The sequence below is a fragment of the Streptomyces sp. NPDC037389 genome (genome assembly GCF_040636475.1).
Classification (GTDB): Bacteria; Actinomycetota; Actinomycetes; order Streptomycetales; family Streptomycetaceae; genus Streptomyces; species Streptomyces hesseae.
The window spans coordinates 51492-68375 of record NZ_JBEZUS010000018.1; the positions used below are offsets into that span (position 1 = coordinate 51492).

Annotated in this window: 16 protein-coding genes and 1 tRNA gene; 11 read left to right on the forward strand and 6 right to left on the reverse strand. The window is 68.0% G+C overall.

Features of this window, described 5'->3' with window-relative positions:
• Window positions 1–191: 191 nt before the first annotated feature.
• Window positions 192–279 (forward strand) — tRNA-Leu (locus AB0E98_RS29835).
• 88 nt (window positions 280–367) lie between these two features.
• Here the strand turns inward: AB0E98_RS29835 and AB0E98_RS29840 are convergent.
• Together AB0E98_RS29840 and AB0E98_RS29845 are read right to left on the reverse strand one after the other, a co-directional pair.
• Window positions 368–1639, reverse strand: coding sequence for a tyrosine-type recombinase/integrase (locus AB0E98_RS29840; RefSeq protein WP_361708595.1), 1272 nt, complete (start codon window positions 1637–1639; stop codon window positions 368–370).
• Between the two features lie 4 nt (window positions 1640–1643).
• Entirely contained in the window at window positions 1644–2276 is a 633-nt protein-coding gene (locus AB0E98_RS29845) for a hypothetical protein (RefSeq protein WP_361708597.1), read from the reverse strand.
• Between the two features lie 89 nt (window positions 2277–2365).
• Here AB0E98_RS29845 and AB0E98_RS29850 point away from each other — a divergent pair, with 89 nt between their 5' ends.
• The 8 genes from AB0E98_RS29850 (at window position 2366) to AB0E98_RS29885 (ending at window position 9305) form a co-directional block, all read left to right on the forward strand.
• Complete coding sequence (locus AB0E98_RS29850; RefSeq protein ID WP_361708600.1) at window positions 2366–2533, forward strand: helix-turn-helix domain-containing protein; 168 nt, start codon at window positions 2366–2368, stop codon at window positions 2531–2533.
• Window positions 2534–3585: 1052 nt separating this feature from the next.
• Window positions 3586–3939: a hypothetical protein gene (locus AB0E98_RS29855; RefSeq protein ID WP_361708602.1), complete on the forward strand. Its 354-nt coding sequence runs from the start codon at window positions 3586–3588 to the stop codon at window positions 3937–3939.
• A 198-nt stretch (window positions 3940–4137) separates the two neighbouring features.
• Complete coding sequence (locus tag AB0E98_RS29860; protein WP_361708604.1) at window positions 4138–4866, forward strand: hypothetical protein; 729 nt, start codon at window positions 4138–4140, stop codon at window positions 4864–4866.
• A 111-nt stretch (window positions 4867–4977) separates the two neighbouring features.
• Window positions 4978–5325, forward strand: a complete 348-nt coding sequence (locus AB0E98_RS29865; RefSeq protein WP_361708607.1) for a hypothetical protein — start codon at window positions 4978–4980, stop codon at window positions 5323–5325.
• Window positions 5326–5687: 362 nt separating this feature from the next.
• On the forward strand, window positions 5688–6146 hold the full coding sequence (locus tag AB0E98_RS29870) for an HNH endonuclease signature motif containing protein (RefSeq protein ID WP_361708609.1): 459 nt from the start codon (window positions 5688–5690) through the stop codon (window positions 6144–6146).
• Between the two features lie 377 nt (window positions 6147–6523).
• The gene (locus tag AB0E98_RS29875) at window positions 6524–7504 is read left to right on the forward strand and encodes a histone-like nucleoid-structuring protein Lsr2 (protein WP_361708612.1); all 981 of its coding nucleotides are present in this window, start codon (window positions 6524–6526) and stop codon (window positions 7502–7504) included.
• A complete protein-coding gene (locus AB0E98_RS29880) occupies window positions 7501–8844 on the forward strand; it encodes a DUF3987 domain-containing protein (protein ID WP_361708614.1) in 1344 nt (447 codons plus the stop codon). The genes AB0E98_RS29875 and AB0E98_RS29880 overlap by 4 nt, the downstream gene beginning before the upstream one ends.
• 59 nt (window positions 8845–8903) lie before the next feature.
• A complete protein-coding gene (locus AB0E98_RS29885; RefSeq protein WP_361708617.1) occupies window positions 8904–9305 on the forward strand; it encodes a hypothetical protein in 402 nt (133 codons plus the stop codon).
• Window positions 9306–9322: 17 nt separating this feature from the next.
• Here the strand turns inward: AB0E98_RS29885 and AB0E98_RS29890 are convergent, their stop codons facing one another.
• On the reverse strand, window positions 9323–9907 hold the full coding sequence (locus AB0E98_RS29890) for a hypothetical protein (RefSeq protein ID WP_361708620.1): 585 nt from the start codon (window positions 9905–9907) through the stop codon (window positions 9323–9325).
• A gap of 679 nt (window positions 9908–10586) precedes the next feature.
• On the opposite strand from AB0E98_RS29890, the gene AB0E98_RS29895 reads away from it, so the two are divergent.
• Complete coding sequence (locus tag AB0E98_RS29895; RefSeq protein WP_361708740.1) at window positions 10587–11318, forward strand: XRE family transcriptional regulator; 732 nt, start codon at window positions 10587–10589, stop codon at window positions 11316–11318.
• 259 nt (window positions 11319–11577) lie between these two features.
• Window positions 11578–11979 (forward strand): (2Fe-2S) ferredoxin domain-containing protein, encoded by a 402-nt coding sequence (locus AB0E98_RS29900; RefSeq protein WP_361708622.1) that lies wholly within the window; start codon window positions 11578–11580, stop codon window positions 11977–11979.
• A gap of 23 nt (window positions 11980–12002) precedes the next feature.
• Here AB0E98_RS29900 and AB0E98_RS29905 read toward each other — a convergent pair whose 3' ends face one another.
• From AB0E98_RS29905 to AB0E98_RS29915, 3 genes are all read right to left on the reverse strand, one after another.
• Window positions 12003–13970: a primary-amine oxidase gene (locus AB0E98_RS29905; protein WP_361708624.1), complete on the reverse strand. Its 1968-nt coding sequence runs from the start codon at window positions 13968–13970 to the stop codon at window positions 12003–12005.
• Between the two features lie 16 nt (window positions 13971–13986).
• On the reverse strand, window positions 13987–15561 hold the full coding sequence (locus AB0E98_RS29910) for an APC family permease (RefSeq protein WP_361708626.1): 1575 nt from the start codon (window positions 15559–15561) through the stop codon (window positions 13987–13989).
• A 127-nt stretch (window positions 15562–15688) separates the two neighbouring features.
• Window positions 15689–16678: a hypothetical protein gene (locus AB0E98_RS29915; RefSeq protein ID WP_361708628.1), complete on the reverse strand. Its 990-nt coding sequence runs from the start codon at window positions 16676–16678 to the stop codon at window positions 15689–15691.
• Between the last annotated feature and the right edge of the window lie 206 nt (window positions 16679–16884).

Here is a 16884-nt window from a genome sequence, read left to right on the forward strand (position 1 = left end):
ACGGCCATCCTCCCTCTCCCGTTCGCCCAGCCCAAGGCCGCAATACCGCCGACATACGCCCGCAACGATCACGCGCCGGGAAGCCCGGGGAGGTGCGGGCGGGGGCGCGGGCGGTGGTGATCGAGCGCCTCGAATGTTTGGTATTGTTTTCCATGTCGCCGCGGGGAACACCCCGCAGAGACAAACACCCGGTCCGGGTGGCGGAATGGCAGACGCGCTAGCTTGAGGTGCTAGTGCCCTTTATCGGGCGTGGGGGTTCAAGTCCCCCCTCGGACACCAGCTAAGACCCCAGTTCATCTGGGGTTTTTTGCTTTTCTGGGCAGTGGCGTGACCAACCACGTGACCAACGGCCCAGCGAACCTCCTGGTCAGACCAGGGATGGCAGGCCGATCCGGCCCGCTCCGGAGGCGGCCAGGCGCCGCGCTCCGTCCTTCCGTGAGTGCCCGTACCGGGCCATGGTGTAGCCCGGCGAGTGGTGCCGGACGTTCGCGGAGACCTCGACGGGGTTCTCCCCGGCCTCCAGATCGTTCGTGACCTTGCTGTGCCGCCAGTCGTGAATGCGGAATTCCTCGGGGAGCTTCAGCCGGGTCCGCAGGGTCCGCCAGCGGGCGGAGACCTTCTCCGGGTCCTGGGGGCCTCCGGCCTCGCCCCGGTAGAGCTTGAAGCCGTCCCGGGCGAACACCAGGTCGTGATCGACCCACGCGGTCCCGAGGCGCTCCCGCTCGGCGTCCTGGCGCTGCTTCTGCCACTTCAGGACGTTCATCACGGACTGATCCACGTAGATCACCGCGTTGTCGTCACCGTCCTTGGTCAGCTTCCGCAGCCGGTAGGAGTTGCCCTCCTCGACCACGACCCAGCCCAGCTCGATGGCACCCTCGTCCCAGCGGACAAGGGACCACTTCATGCCCAGGGCTTCGCTGCGCCGGACGCCGGTGGCGACGTAGACGCTCCACAGGGGCGCGTCCCGGAGGCAGTGATGGGTCAGGCCACCGTCACAGGCCCGGTTGCCGCAGGGCTCCCACACGGCCGACAGGAACCGGCTCGACTGGTCGTCGTCCAGCGTCGGATATCTCGACTCCTGGGCTTTAATCTGCCGCTGGGTGGGCGGGTGTGCCGTGGAGGCCGGGTTCGTCGGTATCAGCTTCGGCACGGCCGCCCCAAGGGCCCCGGAGAGGATGTTGTGCACGTGCCGGACGCTCTTGGCCCCGAGCGGCTTGCCCCTGTTGGTCGGGCACGGCGCGGTCTCCAGCAGCCGGTACAGGTCGTCCAGGGTGTCGTCCGTGACCTCGCACAGCTTCACGCCGCCTATGTGCGGCTTGATGTGCAGGCGGATCTTCGTCTCGTACCCGGCCATCGTCGTCCCCTCCTTCCTGTGGTTCGCCAGCCACTTGTCCAGCCAGTCACCCAGCTTCATGTCCGAGCGGGCCGCGATCTTTCCCGCCTCGTGATCGCTGTGCCACTGCCGCAGCGCCTTCTCAGCTTCGGTCTTGGTCCTGTACTCCCGGCCTATCCAGTAGCGCTCCTTCTTCCCGGTCGCCTTGTTGAAGTGCAGGGGCGTGCGGACGCCCCAGGTGTTCGGTCGGCCTTTCCGGGGGATTTCCACGGGGGTGCCGCCGAGGCCGTTTCCTCGCTTGGCCAAGGTGCTAGTCGCCTTCCTGGTCCTGGTATCGCTGGGTGAGGATGGCCAGCGCCTTGGCGGTGAGCCGCTGCCCGTCCCACAGGCCAAGTTCCTTAGACCGTTTGACGCGTTCGGACATGGTGGCCTTGCCAATGCCCAGACGGCCGGCCAGCTCACCCTGGGGGGCAGTGGTGCCAGTGGCTCGCATCCGTGCCAGCTCTGCGACGAGCAGCGTGTAGTCCTCCTCCGTCCGGCATCGCGTGGGGACGGGGTAGGGCTCGTTCATTGCGCGGTCCTCTTGCTTGGCGAGTGCCGCGCGTGCCCCAGCCTTGATCTCCGCCAGCGGGATCTGACGGAGCAGGCTGGCAGGGATGCCGTCAGTCTCCTCGGCCTCGTTCATCAGCCTGTCGATGGTTTCCAGGTCACCGCCCACGTTGAGCTTGATAGACAGCTCGGAAGGACCGTTGAACGGCGCGGCGACAGGGCAGCGGGCCTCAACGCGCCAAGGGCCGTAGACCTCCGCCCAGACGATCTCTGAGCCGTCGCGGCGCCACTCTGGGGTGTGTGGTGTTGGTGTGTTCACATGATCGAGACTAACAGAACACGAACTCAATGCAGCAAGTTCGGAAAGTGTGACGATCACCACCACTCCGAACATGGCGCAATCGGTTCGGTATGGGTAAGGCTGGGAACAAGCCGGATGGCAGCAGGGCGAAGTGGTCGCCCACCGGTCAACAGAGGAGCCCAATGCACGTGAAGCTGATGACCGTTGACGACGTGGCCAACTACCTGAATGTCCCCGAGTCCTGGGTGTACGGGAACTGGAAGTCCCGGGAGATCCCCTTCCGGAAGGTAGGCCAGTCCCTCCGGTGCCGTCCGGCGGATCTGGAGAGGTGGTTCGACCGGCAGAACTAAACAGCACCGACGGCAACGCCCCCCGAGGTAACCGGGGGCTTTCTTGTTTCACGAGGGGGACTGTGTGGGCGCTTCGCGCTACGACTATGTGAACGAGACCATTCCGCCGTCCGACGAAAAGAAGCGGGCCCGCTTGGAGCGTGAGGCGGATGCCCTCCTGGAGGGAGTGGGCGACGGCGCAAGGGAGAGGTGGCCGGGCCCGTGGCCGCGACGGGAGGAATCGGAGTTGGACCGAATCGCTGCGGCCCATGCTGGGATGGTGCCGCTGCCGCTGGTGCCGCTTGTCGCGTCACTTCCGGACTTCGACCCGGAGGCGGCTTGCAGCGCCACGCAGGATCTGATGCGGGGATGTTCTAGTGCCGAAGCGCCGGATGCCCTGGCGCAGATCCTTGAAGGGGCTGTGCTGGCATCGGGGTACGGCTTCGGGTTCACGCTGGAGCGGCGGAGCTCCCCGTCTGAGACGTGCCGGTGGCAGGGCTGCAAGAAGGCCCTGATTGGCGCTGGGCGGCCTCGCAGGGCGGGTAGGCCGTCCAAGCATTGCGATGCCCACAAGAAGGCGGCTCAGGCTCGCACGCGGCGGCTGAGGTACCGAGGAGTCCGGACAGGCAAGAACAGGAACTTGGTCTACTGCTTTGACGGTTGGCGGGAGCAAGACCTGACGGGCTACCGGCAAGTCTGGGCGCCGGTCAACACGGCCAGGACGTGACAGGAAGGGGCTGCTTCGGCGGCCCCTTCTGCCGTGTCGCATTAATTCAGAGCTAGTGGAGGAGCGATCCTCTGGGGCCATGCACACTCGGCGGTGTGCCTCTGGCACGGCCTACCGGCCGGGCAGTTCCCAAGTCGTCATGGGGCTCTGCGGACACCTCCCTGTGAGAGGGACGACGTAGAGAAAGACTCCTCCCCTTACCGCCTGCTGAACTCGTCCACAGTGGGGGGTAAGGGGGGCAGTGTTTCTCTTACGTTGTCCTCTTGTGAGGGCCAGGGGCCGCATTGAGAGCGGCCCTTTCCTGCCTCTACTTCCTTGTTTGTTAGATCTTGAGGAGGTGTCGCCTGTGAGCGACTCCCAGACTATTTCCGATTCCATGGGGCCTATTCCGGCTGACCCGGCCGAGGCCATCCGGGCCGAGGTGGAGCGCGAGTACGCGGCCAAGCTCGCGATCTCTGAACTCAAGGCTCAGGCCGCCCGGGACGGGGCCAAGGTGTCCGACACGTTCTTCGACTACGTAGACCCCTCCAAGCTCCTGGGCGATGACGGCTGGCCCTCGGCCGAGGTCATCAAGCGCGCACTGGAGCCGTACCAGCCGACCCCGGCATCCGAGTTCCCGCGACTCATGGGTGCCGGATACCACCGAGGCGGCTCATTCCCCGCCGAATCGCGGGTCTCCCTCGACGTCCGCAAGCGCTAACCAGGAGCTAATTTGCCCTTTGCCTATCAGAACTCTGCCTCTCATACCTTCGTCCCGGAACTTTGGGATGCCGAACTCCTCGTAGCCTTCGACCCCTTGCTGGTCTGGGCTTCCCCTCTCGTTTCAAACAATAAGTACGAGGGCCAGATTCGGAAGCGAGGCGACGTTGTCCACATCAACTCGCTTCTCCGTCCCACGGTGGGGGACTACAAGCTCCCGGACGGCATGACCGCCCAGCGGCCGGAGACCGTTGACCAGAAGCTGCCGATCACCGAGGCCAAGTACCTCCAGGTCCTCGTGGAGGACGCGGAGCGTGTCCAGCTAACGGCCAAGGGCCTTGATTCCCCGATCAACCAGCAGATGATCCGCTCTCTTGCTCGTGAGGCGGACACGTTCATGGGCGACATCATCGCCAAGAGCGCCACCGCTCTGCCCACGGTCAAGGCGACGCCGGGGGCCGCCCCCCAGGCGCTTTACGGCGCCATCCTGGACATGATGCTGGCGCTGGACGACAACGACATTCCCGCAGGCCGGTACGTGGTCGTCTCGCCCCGCGTGAAGCGCTACCTCGTCGAGCACCCGGCCGTGGCCAACGCTGCCGCGTACGGCGAAGGCGGCGTGACCGCCAACGGCGTTGTGGCCAAGCTCGCTGGCTTCACGATCCTGTCCACCACGGCCATGCCCAAGGGCGTGGACATCGTGGCCGGACACTCCGAGTTCGCCACGTACGCGAGCCAGTTCTCGGGCTTCCGCGAGGGCCAGTCCGAGAAGTACCGCGCCGACTACATCGACACCCTCCACCTGTACGGCGGCAAGATTGTCCGCTTTCCGCAGCTGGATACCAAGTTGCCGGACAACACCTTCGATGAGTCGAAGCCGTCCAAGGGCATCGTCAAAGCCACCGTGGAGTGGCCCAAGGCTGCCTGACCACGCCAACTGTAGGGGCCCTGCCGTCATGGCAGGGCCCCATTTGTTCACGCTCGGTGGGCGAGTCGCCGCGCCGGCCATCGACTACTCGTATCTGAAATAGGAGGAACCATGCCGAAGATGCGAAATCCAAACTCGCCCCATTCCCGCTACAAGGGACTGATGGAGCTTCCCTGGAACCACGGGCTTCCTGTGCCGGATCTCCCCGCCATCCGGGAGTGGAGTGAGGCTGAGCATGACCAGTGGCAGCAGTGGTGGGAGTCGCCGCAAGCAGCCATGTGGGATGAGTCGTTCATCCCCACCGTCGCCGTGATGCTGACGTACTTCAGCAAGATCCTCGACGGTTCCGCGAACGCCACGCACCAGATGGAGTTTCGGCATCTAACCACCGCCTTGGGCCTGACCGCAGACGGCATGAAGCGGCTCGGGTGGACCTTCCAGAGCGGCGGCGAGCAGTGAGCGCCCGCCGAGCAGCCAAGGCCGGGGCGGCAGGGGCCAATGACGGCGTGCATCGTCCCGGCGTCGAGTGCCCGTGGGGAGAGCCGCAGTGCGGCGGTTGCGTCCTGGAGTTCGGTGTCCACGTGGGCTGGCAGCTATCAGGCGCCGAACAGCCTTGGGATGACGATCTTTGGCACCACTCGTCGAGCTGCTACGTGTGCCAAGTCCAGGCCTGACCTGCTGTCAGTGGCAGCCGCTACGGTGCCTTCACTTGAGACAGGAGGTCTGGTGTGGCAAGGGCACGCTTCTACTTATGGGTCCACATGGCGGTGTTATTTGCCCATAACCGCTGTTGCGTCTACTGCGGCCGGGAGTCACAGGTAATGGATCATGTGATCCCGCTCGCAGCCGGAGGGGAGGACAACTCGAAGAATCTCGTTCCAGCCTGTGATGAGTGCAACCTCAGCAAAAGCGACAACCCGCTTCCTCAGTGGATCATGCGCAGAGAGTTCCGGCGCCTCTCTGTAAAACTTGGGAGTCCTCTGGGGGAAGTAACCCTCCTCGATCAGTATCAAGATGCCCATCAGGAGTGCGTTCGCACAATCCGCCGCGTCCAGGCTGTCTGCCAGGAGATAGCCAACCCCGCGCGGCGCAGGTGGTTTCGGTGCCGTTTCCCTGAAAAGCGCACCCCTCGTGACAGGGAAGAAGTTGACCACCTGCGCTTCGCGAATATTGGCCAAGTCGACGAGGGTCGCCTATCTGGTTACTCAGAAACCCCGAGAGCGTACGTCTCCGACCCCGACTCAATCGGCAGCATATTGGACGCCTTCTTCGGTAAATAGCGCACAGGGCAAGCGGGGGGCGGTTCACCAACTAAGGCGATTCGCCCCCTGGCGCGTATATCTTGATTGGCAAAACTGGTCCGAGAGAGGCACCCCCGGTGGGTCCATTCTCTTTCTTTCTAGGTATTACCCCCGGGTGTACGCACGTGTCCTGACCTGCGAAAACATGGTTTTCGGAGGAGGCTAGAAGGAGGTTGGGGATTAGGCGCCTATTCGCATATTGTGGTGCAGGTCACGCGTGATCCGGGTTGAATTAATTCGCCGGTGAGGCAGGATGTTGATCAGTTCCGCATGAATGAATGCGGCGGCCGTAGAGCAGCGCTCCGGCCCATTGCTGACTTCTTCGCCTTGTCGAATCAATCAAAGGAATCCGCGCGATGCGTAAGACTGTCCTGGTGCCCGTCGAGAAGCGCCTGTGTGACGCTCACATTGCCCGAGACGGCTCGGAGGTAGAGGCATCGTCGACCTTGGCCCTGGGGCGGCACACATGGGATCTGTGCATGGAACACGACGTGGTGTTCGGCCGCTATCTCTGCGATGCCTTGGGTGTTCCTGCTGAAGCCGACGATGACGCCCTTGATGAGGGCGAGGGCCAGGCCAAGGGTGCGGATAGTGTCCGCACCCTCATCGAGCCGGACGGGGGCGCAACTTTTCACACTATGAAAAGTTCGCAGGTCAATGGGGTAAGCAATGCTTACACCGTTGAGCCTGAGGGTGCCCGGGGCAGGGGTGTGCATCGGATGCACACCCCTGAGCCCGAGGCCGTGCAGACGTCACAGGGCTCGGGGGCTGAAGCAGGTGCAACCCTAGATCCGAACGAGGGTTCACAGGCCAGCGAGCCTGGGCAGCCGACTCTCGGTACCACCGAATGTTCGCAGGTCAGCGCAACCCTCATTACAAATGAGGGTCAGGCAGGCAGCGCCCCCGTGCCGTCGGTCATGCTGGCCGGGGAGGTACCCGGCTACTCGTGGGATGAGGCGCGGCAGGCGCTGCGTAACTGCGGCTATGAGGTGGTGGGCAGGGCTGACGGATCCACGGTGCTTCTCATCCTCGGGGAGGGCGGGGAGCGCAACGCCACGAAGCTTCGTGACGCTCGTGAGGCCCACGTACCGTGCATGGACGTGCGTGCTCCGGGGCGCTTCAAGGCGGCCGTACGCACCGGTGAGTTCGTCGGGAGCGACCCGCTCCCGGAACCGGTCAAGGCCGACCGCTCGGGGATGAGCGAGCGGGAGCGGAACAAGGCTGTGCGGTCGTGGGCCAGGGCCAACGGTTTCACGGTGCCGGACAAGGGGCGTATCCCGATGAACGTCCGGCACGCGTGGAAACTGGCCCACCAGACCGAAGCAGTCGCGGCGTGAGCGCCCCTGACTTCCGCACGATGTGCACCGGCCGCCTCCGGGCGGCCGTCGCCTCCCTCACCCCGCACATGGAGTGGTCCCCGGTCGGTCTGCTCGGTGGCCTGCTGTGCGCCTTCTCCGCGATGCTGCCGGACACCCGCGTACAGCGTGGCTCCGGCTCCATGCCCCTCATGCTCCATGTCCTCCTGTGCGGCGGCACCGGAGAGGGCAAGGGCCAGTCCTGGGGCCTCGCCTCGGCCGTGGCCAGGGACGCGAACGCCACCTTCATGGCCCACCACGTCATCAACGGCGTGGTCGGCGGCGCCGGGCTCATCCAGGCCGTTGCCGACCGCGACGGGCACGCGCTGATCGTGGACACCGAATACGCCCGAGTCCTGCGCGCCGGGCGTCGCCAGGCCAACCTCTCCCAGACCCTCCGTGACCTGTGGGACGGCGCGACAGTCGCCACCTCCAGAGCCAAGGAACCCGTCCAGGTCGACGAACCCCGGGTTTCGGTCATGGGGCACATCACCCCGGAAGAGTTCCGGGCCAGCATGAGCACGACCGAGCGCGATGGCGGCTCGTACAACCGGCTGCTGATTCTCCCCGTGACCCAGGTCCGCTGGCTCAGCGAACGAGACCAGATGCCCGCCTACCTGATCCCCGAGGCCGGAGAGGCCATGGCCCGCGCCGTCCGGTTCGGCACACGGGCCGGGCTGGTCACCCTCGCAGACGACGCCTACGACACCGCCGACATCATCCGCCGCGACCTGCTCACCAAGGCCCGCGAGTCCGAGGGACTGAAGGCGTTCGCCGCCCGCTGCAACGAACAGGTACGGCGTATCGCCGCCCTCTACGCGCTCTTCGACCTGCGGTCGCAGATCACGACAGCGGACCTGGAAGCGGCGGCGGTCCTGGTTACCTACGCCATGGAATCAGTCGAGGACATCACCAGCGGCGCGGATGCCCCGAAGGGGAAGCGCCAGCCGCTCAGCCTTGCGGAGAAGGTCCGGGCCCGGATCGAGATGCACGGCGGCCGGGCGACGTCCTCTCAGATCCTCCCCTTCGTGGGAGCGACCGCCGCTGAGGTCAAGGCCCTGCCGGGAATCGTCGTCACCGTGGAACGGTCGGGGAAGACCGGGCGACCTGCCACTGTCTTCACGCTCCCCAGTGACAGTCCTGTTCACGCAGAGCAGCCGAACGAGGCCTCCAGACCGCAGCCGGCGACTCCGGAGCGCGACATGAAGCGCGCCACGGTCGTCCGCCTGGACGCCTACCGGCCGCCCAAGGCCGCAACCGCCGGTCGGCTGGTCGAGCATAGGGAGCCTCTGGACCACAATCCGTTCCGCACTCTGCTCTGAGCTCCAGAAACAGCGAAGCGTAGCCTCGGGAACTTCCCTGGAGGCTACGCTTCATTGCCATGGTCGAGGCCTTCGTCACCAGCGACGAACACCCCGCTTGCGGCATCTGCCCATCACGCCGCTTCCCGCTCGGAGGCTTCGATGTGGCCGAACGCCTCTCACGCGAGTTTCCATTCGACCCAGTGGATGGTCACAGATACACGGCCGCTGGCGTTCCGGTCTGCGTACACCCGGAGAAGGTCGGCGTGCCGCCCGGCAAGTACGCCACCGATGGTGTGGCGTGGTCCCCCGAGCTCCAGTTGCCCGACAACATCGCCGACCTTGACCTGTACCTGCATGAAGTGATGCACAGCGCGGCACCCGGAGTGCTCGAACAAATCATTGAGCAGGTCACCCAGCAGATTCCTCGGGCATTCCCCGATGTGGATGTCGTCCAGGTGCTGCGCCGCGCACTTGGTTAGCCAGCCGGAGCGATCAGCTAGCTCGCCATGACAAAGCCGGGAGCGAACGAGCGTCCGCCGTCCCTGATGCCCAGGGGCTCGTACTTGGCGATCACGGCTGACCGGCGCTTGGCCGTTTCGTCCTTGCCGAACCAGAACCGTTCGTTCACCGGCCCCCACGCGGCCCGGTAGACCTGGTGCGTGTAGTCGCCGTAGTCCCAGCCGCCGATCTCCTCGCGATCGGTGGCGTGCACGAACTTGATCCCCGTCCGTTCCTGGACACGGCTCAGTACCGTGAACTGAGCCGCGAGAGCGTGGATCATCTCGTCCACAGGGACGGGAACGGGTACCTCGGCCGCGTACTCGTCGCCGTCCGTCATTTCGTAGACGGCGCTCTTGATGGCCATGGCCCGGAGAGCTTCGGGGAAGAGGGGGACGGTGTCCTTCTCCACGTCGAAGCCGTCCACCAGGGCGTAGCCGGTGAAGCACTGCCAGTCCTTGTCGTACTTCGCGCACCCGGTCCGCAGTCGCTCGAACTCGGGGTCGGCCTCAATGGCCGACAAGATCTCGCGGGCCCGCGCCGCCGCCTTTTCAGGGGCGGGGCGAACGAGTGTTGCGATCATCGTTTCGTTCTCCTTGTCGGTTGCTGGTCTCTGCTGACCCGTGACTGGTCCTCGGCCAGCCCGACGGGTGTTGGTGCCTGCCACCTCGCTGGGGAGTCGGAGCAGCATGTCAGCGGGGTGACAGGAGCTCATCTGTGGTACGGGCTGCTGATGATCGCGAGCGGTACCACGAGGACGACGGAAGCAATCACCGTCGCGGCCCACAGGGGCCCGGCCCACCGGAAGATCGCGCGTCGGATCACGGCTACCTCATCCACGCGCGGAACGGGCGCTTGACGATCTGCATGTAGGAGTGGTGCGACGGATTGGCCCTGACGTGCTCCAAGATCCAGAGCGTCCCGACCTCCTGGTCGGTGCTCCGGGTGGAGCCCTCGCCGCACACGTCGCACTCCTGGGTGTAGGTATGCGATCTAGCGTCCGGCTCGTGATCGGGCTGGACGGTCCAGTCAGCGTGTGTGATCACGGCACGTGTGCTCATGCAGGTTCATCCCTTCGGCCGCTGCCCCCGTCAGTGCCATAGGTGTACCGACGCACCCCAAGCTCGCGCGGCGACCGTCAAGGCGTCATTCCGGCGTCATTCATTGGTCAAAAGCACTGACCAACTGACGCCCTGCGCCCTACTGTCGAAGGCGTGGCCGAACCCAACACGATTCTTCGCGCCGTCAGAATCAGCCTGCGCATGTCACAAGACGATCTGGCTCTCGCCATACGCGAGGATGGGAAGGAGCGTGGCGAGCCGAACGACTGTGCCAAGCGCAACGTGCAGCGGTGGGAGTCCGGAAAGGTCGGCATGCCCCGGCCGGTCTACGTCAGGTCCTTGGAGCGTGTCACGGGGTTACCGATCGAGGCTCTAGGGTTCGCCGTCCCGGTGCCGAACGCCCGGACGACGGATGCGGCCGTGGTCAATGGTCACGGCCCGGTGCAAGGAGAGGCGGTAAAGGTGGGAGCCATCACAGCCCCAGGAGGTGCTGTCCCCATGACCAAGCACAGCGATCACGGCACCCTGTCGGGCATCTGGCTGTCCCGGTACGAGTACCACTCGTCAGGGCGGGGGTCCGACTTCACCGGCGAACACTTCGTCGTGATCATCCAGCACGGCAACAAACTCACCGCGCGGTCCCTGCCGGAAGGTTCCTCCAACCCCGACTCGCCGCTCACCCTCGACCTGACGGTGGACGGCAACGTGGTCACGGGAACGTGGCGGGAGGGGACCGCCCAGGACGGCTACTACGCCGGGGCCGTCTATCACGGGGCGATTCAGCTACTGGTCGAACCAACCGGTCGGAAGATGACCGGGAAGTGGGTCGGCTTCGGCAAGGACTTCGACGTGAACACGGGCCCTTGGGAACTGGTGTTCAAGGACGCGTCTACCTCAAAGGCCACGATGGCCGAGTACAACCACCGTCCCTGACCAGGCCGGATGGTGGTTGGTCACGTGACCAACGCATGACCAACAGGGGCCCGAAAGGGACTGAAACAGCAGGAAAGAATAGGAGAAGCGCCCGCCGAATTCGAGCCTATCGACGGGCGTTTCCCCAGGTCAGAGACCGTGCAGGCTGGTGCCCGAGGCGAGAGTTCAAGTCCCCCCTCGGACACCAGCGGGAACACGGGAAGCCCCGGTCGGAAGACCGGGGCTTTTCGCTGTCCTGGCCCGTGCGTATCATCGCCCGATGATCACCAAGAAGGCCGCTCGGCCCGCCTCCGCCGCCCCCTGCCGGATCACGGTCTGCCGCGGCTGCTGCTGCGGCGACCCGGCGAAGGTGCCCGGGGTCGATCACGCCGGGCAGATAGCCCGGCTGCGGGAGTCGCTGGACGGGGCCGGGCAGGTGCGGGCGTCGGAGTGCCTGGACGTGTGCGACCAGGCGAACGTGGTCGTGGTGCAGCCGTCGGCGGCGGGCCGGGCGGCCGGGGGACGGCCCGTGTGGCTGGGGCTGGTCAACGACGACGAGGCGCTGGCGGACATCGCCGCGTGGGTACGGGCCGGCGGGCCGGGGCTCGTGGAGCCGCCGGGGGTGCTGGACCTCTACGAGTTCACGGTCTCCCGTCGGGTGGGGAAGTCGCTCGAGGGCTGATCGCGCCCTCCCCACGCGCGGGCTCAGGCCGGGCGGTGGCCGCCGCCCGTCTCCTCCGGCAGGTCCAGCGCCGGGTTCCGGTCGAAGAAACCGGTGGGCTTGAGGCTGAAACCGGTGATGTCGACGGGCATCACGGGCCATTCCTCCAGCCGTGGCAGATGGGTGGGCCCGAAGGTGTGCCAGACGGTGAGTCCGGTGTTCTCCAGGGACTCGCCGCCCGTCGTCCACTCCGGCAGACCCGCCCCGCCGGGGTGCTGGTTGGGGTGGTCGCCCGCCGGGTAGCGACGGTCGGGGCGATGGCGGGTGACCCACAGGTGCTTGGTGCCGTAGGCCACGCGCCCGGCGAGCGGTGAGCCCGGCCGGGCGAGGAGCACCGGCCCCGGCTGGGGGACGAGGGTGTAGGCGACCGGCTGCCCCATGCGGTTGTACGAGCCGGGGTTGGTGATCCGCCAGCGCCTGCCCACCGTCGTGTCGGCGGTGCGCCCACCCTCCGCACTGTCGGAGAGGACGGTCGTCCGGGCGGTGAAGGCGTTGCCGGCCGGGTTCGCGAGGCCGGCGGGCCCCGGGACGACGTCGACTTCCTCGACCGTGTTGGCGGGGCCGTCCACCGCCACGTCCAGCCGGACGCAGAACAGGTGCTGGTGGTACGGGGCGAGGAGGCCCGGGGCGATCTCGGTGCCGTGGGGCGAGCCGGCGCCCGGCGGGACGGCCGAGGTCTGCACGATGCCCGTGGACCTGACCTCGAAGGCGATCGTGCCGTCCTGGTGGAAGTGCCAGTAGAAGCCGTAGTCGTAGTTGCCGACGGTGGCGATGTACGAGATCACCAGACGGCGGGAGCGGCGGCTCTCGACGGCGTTGTCGTGGAAGACGTCGGTGTGCTTCCAGAGCAGGCCGTGGTCCTCCTCGTGGACGCAGACGGCGTTGGGCAGCGTCCGCGGACGGCCGTGGTCGTCGGCGAGGACGGCGTCGAGGTAGTGGATCTCGCCGAGGCAGTCGCAGCCCAGCCGCAGCGGGTTGGCGTTGTGGCCGAGGGAGTACTCCCCCGCGTCGAGGAAGGCCACCCAGTTGCGGGTCTCCGCCGCCTCGCCGTAGGCCACGGCCATCTCGGCGAGGGAGGCGCGGTGGAGCACGGACCGTTCCCGGTCGCCGTCACGGTGGGTGATCCGGTGGAGGACCAGGCCCTCCCGGGCGTTGAAGTCGACGCGGAGGCTCCAGTTCTGCCAGGTCAGCAGGGGCCCGTCGAGGTGGAAGGAGGGGCCTTCGGGCTGCCGGATCTCCAGCGGGCGCAGGTCGGTACGGGCCGGGCCGGTGAACTCCGGCTCGTAGCGGCCGCATTCGGCGGGTACGGGCACGGGCCCGGTGTCGGTGATCCGGACGACGCGCCGCTCGATGACGTCGACGTCGGCGACCAGTCCGCCCACGGGGTGGGCCCAGGGGCTGTCGCCGTACTCGCAGCGCATCCAGGTCAGGCAGCGCAGCAGCCGGCGGCCCGGCCGGTCGATGATCACGCTGCCGGCGGCGAGCGGGGCGCAGACGGCGAGCGCCGGGTCGTCGACGCCGCGGTCGGCCATCGCCTTGCGCCAGCCGGGGTCGGCCTTCACGATCGCCTCGACGAGGAGGTACTCCTCGGACATCACCCGCGGCTGGCCCTCGGTGGCGACGTCCAGTGCGCGGTGGGCGAGCAGCAGGCCGCCGGTGACGTCGACGAGGGCCTCGGCGGCGGCGCCGGTCTCCTGGTCGAGGAGGGTGACGCGCAGCCTGCGGACGACGGGATCGCCGGGCCGGTGGGCGGCGGCGGTGTGGCGGTCGGGCTCGTCGAGCAGGACGAGCGGGAAGCGGGTGGCGGGGGTGACCTTGCCCGCCTCCGTGAGGACGCGGCGGGCCGTGGTGATCTCGTCGGCGGTCAGCGGGTCGAGCGGGTGCGGGTACGCGGACCTTTGTGGCGTCGGTGGGGACGTCGGCACCGGGGGCTCGGTGGGGTGGCGGCTCATGAGGAAACCTTCCCGGTCATGAGGAACTCCTTCCGGGGCGCGTCGGATCGCCGGGACGCGCCGGGGCGGCGGCCGCGGCCGAGGCGGCCGCCTTCTCCAGCTGGAACGCCTCGTTGCCGAGCCCGATCCGGGCGTGCAGCTCGGGCCGCACCGCCCTCAGCACCAGTCCGTGGATCACGCCGAGGACGACGGCCGCGCCGATGATGCCCGGCAGGATCCAGCCGAGGGCCGAGCCCGCGGTGGCGCCGACGAGGACGTGGAAGTCCTTGACCGCGTAGCCGACGATGCCGAGCAGGGCCGCGCAGGCCGCGCCGGAGGCGACCAGCCGGGGGGCCTGGGCCCGGCCGGCGCCGCGCCGGACGAAGAAGACGATGACGGCGGCGCTGGCGGTGGCCATGAGGAGGATGACGCCGAGCGCCCCGACGTTGCCCATCCAGGTGAAGAGCCGGATGACGGGCGTGGTGGGATCGCCCCGCGGGCGGTCGTCGGTGACGGCGAAGACGGCCACGGCCAGCAGTGATACGCCGCTCTGGAGCAGCGATCCGTAGGCGGGCGCGCCGCTGCCGCCGGAGGTGCGGCCGAGGGAGGCGGGGAGGAGGCCGTCGCGTCCCATGGCGAAGGCGTAGCGGGCGACGACGTTGTGGAAGCTCAGCATCGCGGCGAACATGCCGGTCACGTAGAAGAGGTGCGTCAGGTCGGTGAAGGTGGTGCCGAGGCGGTCCTCGGTGAGGGCGAAGAGGAGGCCGGTTCCTTTCTCGCGGGAGACGGCGACGACGCGCGAGGGGCCGGCGGCGATGCTCAGGGCCCAGGAGCCGAGGGCGAAGAAGAGGGCGACGAAGCCGACGGCGAGGAAGGTCACGCGGGCGACGACGACCTGGGGGCGGTTGGCCTCCTCGGCGTAGACGGCGGCCTGTTCGAAGCCGACGAAGGCGGCGATGGTGAAGCAGAGCGCGGTGCCGAGGCCGGCGCCGGCGAGGGTGGTGGGGTCGAAGGCGCGGAAGGAGATCCCGTCGGGGCCGGGGCGGCCGAGGCAGGCGATGTCGAAGACGACGACCATGGCGCACTCGACGAGCAGCAGGGTGCCGAGGACCTTGACGTTGAGGTCTGTCTTGAGCCAGCCGAGGACGCCGACGACGGTCACGGCGGCGAGGGCGGGGACCCACCAGTCGAGGGTGAGGCCGAGGTGCCGGCGCAGGAGGCCGGAGAACTCGTGGCCGAAGATGCCGTAGATGGCGAACTGCATGGCGCTGTAGGCGACGAGGGCGACGACGGAGGCGGCGGCGCCGGCCGTGCCGCCGAGGCCGCGGGCGATGTAGGCGTAGAAGGCGCCGGCGTTGTGGACGTGGCGGCTCATCTCGGCGTAGCCGACGCTGAAGAGGGTCAGGACGACGCCGAGGAGGACGAAGAGCAGGGGTTGTCCGACGACGCCCATCGTGCCGTAGGTCGTGGGCATGACGCCGGCGGTGACCATCAGCGGGGCGCTGGCGGCGACGACCGACAGCAGCAGGCCCGCGACTCCGATGCGGCCGGCGCGCAGGCGTCTCTCCCGGCCCTTGAAGGTGCTGATCTCGCGCGTGGTGCCGGTCGACATGCGGGGGTGGTCCTTCCGGTGGGGAGCGCGGGGGGACGCGGGGGTGCGGGGGCTGGGTGCGGGACGCGGGGGTACGGGGTCCCTGCGCCCCGGGGTCGGGTCGCGCCGGGGCCGGGTCGCGCCGGGGTCATGTCGCGCCGAGCGCGGTGCGGCGGGCGGCCCGGAAGGCCGCGCCGGGGTCCCGGTCGGGGTAGACCCAGGGGGCCCGGGTGGCGTGGGGGCCGATGCGGGTGAGGAGGGCGGCGGCCTCGGCGAGGCGGCCCTCGTGGAGCTTGGCGTGGGCGAGGTAGTTCAGGTCGACCTTGCGCCGGGGGTGGGCGGTGGCGGCGGTCGTGGTGTCCGTGCCGTCCGCGGTGTCCTCGTCGATGTCCCATTCCAGCCACCAGTCGAAGGCGGCCTTCATCACCTGGCGGGCCCGGCGCGTGGTCCAGTGCGCGGAGCGGGCGGGGTCGGCGGGCTCCAGCCCGGCGCGGGCGAGGGCGCGGTAGCGCTCGGCGTGGGCGACGACGGGCAGGACGGCCAGGGGCGAGTCGGCGGGCGCCTGTTCGGCGGCCCAGGCGGCGAAGTCGTAGACCTCGTGCAGGGGGTCGTCGCGGTCGCCCTCCTGGCGCTCGGCCAGGCAGGCGGCCATGAGGTGGTGGGCGTGGTGGTGGTCGCGGTGGCGGGCGCGGACCTGGTCGAAGGCGCGGACGCGTTCGTCGGCGGTGCCGGTGCGGCGGGCGAGGATGAGGACGGCCAGCCAGGGGGTGGGGTCGCGGGGGGCCATCCGGGCGGCGGTCAGGCAGAGCGCGTGGGCGGTTTCCGGGGTCTCCTTGCCGCCGAGGCAGCGGAAGACGCCGGCGCAGGCGAGGAGGACGGCGGCGTCGGGGCTGTCGGGCTCGGCGAGCAGCCAGTCGCGGGCCCAGGCCGCGCTGGCGGGGCCCTCGGCGAGGACGACGAGGCGGTGGCCGCGACGGTCCCAGTCGTCGCCGGTGCGGGCGAGGAGCTGCCGGGCGTCGGCCCAGCGGCCCCGGGCCAGGGCGTCGCGGACGGTGGTGAGCTCGGTGTCGTCCAGGGCGGGGTCGAAGGTCAGCCCGTCCTTGTTCCGGTGGCGGCCCAAGGGGGGTGGGGGCGTCATCAGCGGGCTTCCTCCACGGCGTACGTCCCCTCCGGGCGCCGGGTCAGGGGCGTCCGCGCACTGTGTCTTGTTCCTTCTTCCCGATCACGCACAGCAAACCGGTAGTCACTGCTCCGCGTCAAGGCCGGTCGACCCGTGCTGACATGACGTCAAATAACGCACCGTCAGCTCCAGTTGCGGTACGGGGTGGGGCGCACGGATGCGCG

Bases quoted from the DNA above. Each gene is read 5' to 3' on its own strand.
- AB0E98_RS29905 (WP_361708624.1), bottom strand. From the start codon at position 13,970: ATGAGCCGCCACCCCACCGAGCCCCCGGTGCCGACGTCCCCACCGACG.
- AB0E98_RS29900 (WP_361708622.1), top strand. From the start codon at position 11,578: ATGATCACCAAGAAGGCCGCTCGGCCCGCCTCCGCCGCCCCCTGCCGG.
- AB0E98_RS29845 (WP_361708597.1), bottom strand. From the start codon at position 2,276: ATGTTCGGAGTGGTGGTGATCGTCACACTTTCCGAACTTGCTGCATTG.
- AB0E98_RS29915 (WP_361708628.1), bottom strand. From the start codon at position 16,678: ATGACGCCCCCACCCCCCTTGGGCCGCCACCGGAACAAGGACGGGCTG.
- AB0E98_RS29875 (WP_361708612.1), top strand. From the start codon at position 6,524: ATGCGTAAGACTGTCCTGGTGCCCGTCGAGAAGCGCCTGTGTGACGCT.
- AB0E98_RS29850 (WP_361708600.1), top strand. From the start codon at position 2,366: ATGCACGTGAAGCTGATGACCGTTGACGACGTGGCCAACTACCTGAAT.
- AB0E98_RS29895 (WP_361708740.1), top strand. From the start codon at position 10,587: ATGTCACAAGACGATCTGGCTCTCGCCATACGCGAGGATGGGAAGGAG.
- AB0E98_RS29885 (WP_361708617.1), top strand. From the start codon at position 8,904: ATGGTCGAGGCCTTCGTCACCAGCGACGAACACCCCGCTTGCGGCATC.
- AB0E98_RS29890 (WP_361708620.1), bottom strand. From the start codon at position 9,907: ATGATCGCAACACTCGTTCGCCCCGCCCCTGAAAAGGCGGCGGCGCGG.
- AB0E98_RS29910 (WP_361708626.1), bottom strand. From the start codon at position 15,561: ATGTCGACCGGCACCACGCGCGAGATCAGCACCTTCAAGGGCCGGGAG.
- AB0E98_RS29865 (WP_361708607.1), top strand. From the start codon at position 4,978: ATGCCGAAGATGCGAAATCCAAACTCGCCCCATTCCCGCTACAAGGGA.
- AB0E98_RS29870 (WP_361708609.1), top strand. From the start codon at position 5,688: ATGGATCATGTGATCCCGCTCGCAGCCGGAGGGGAGGACAACTCGAAG.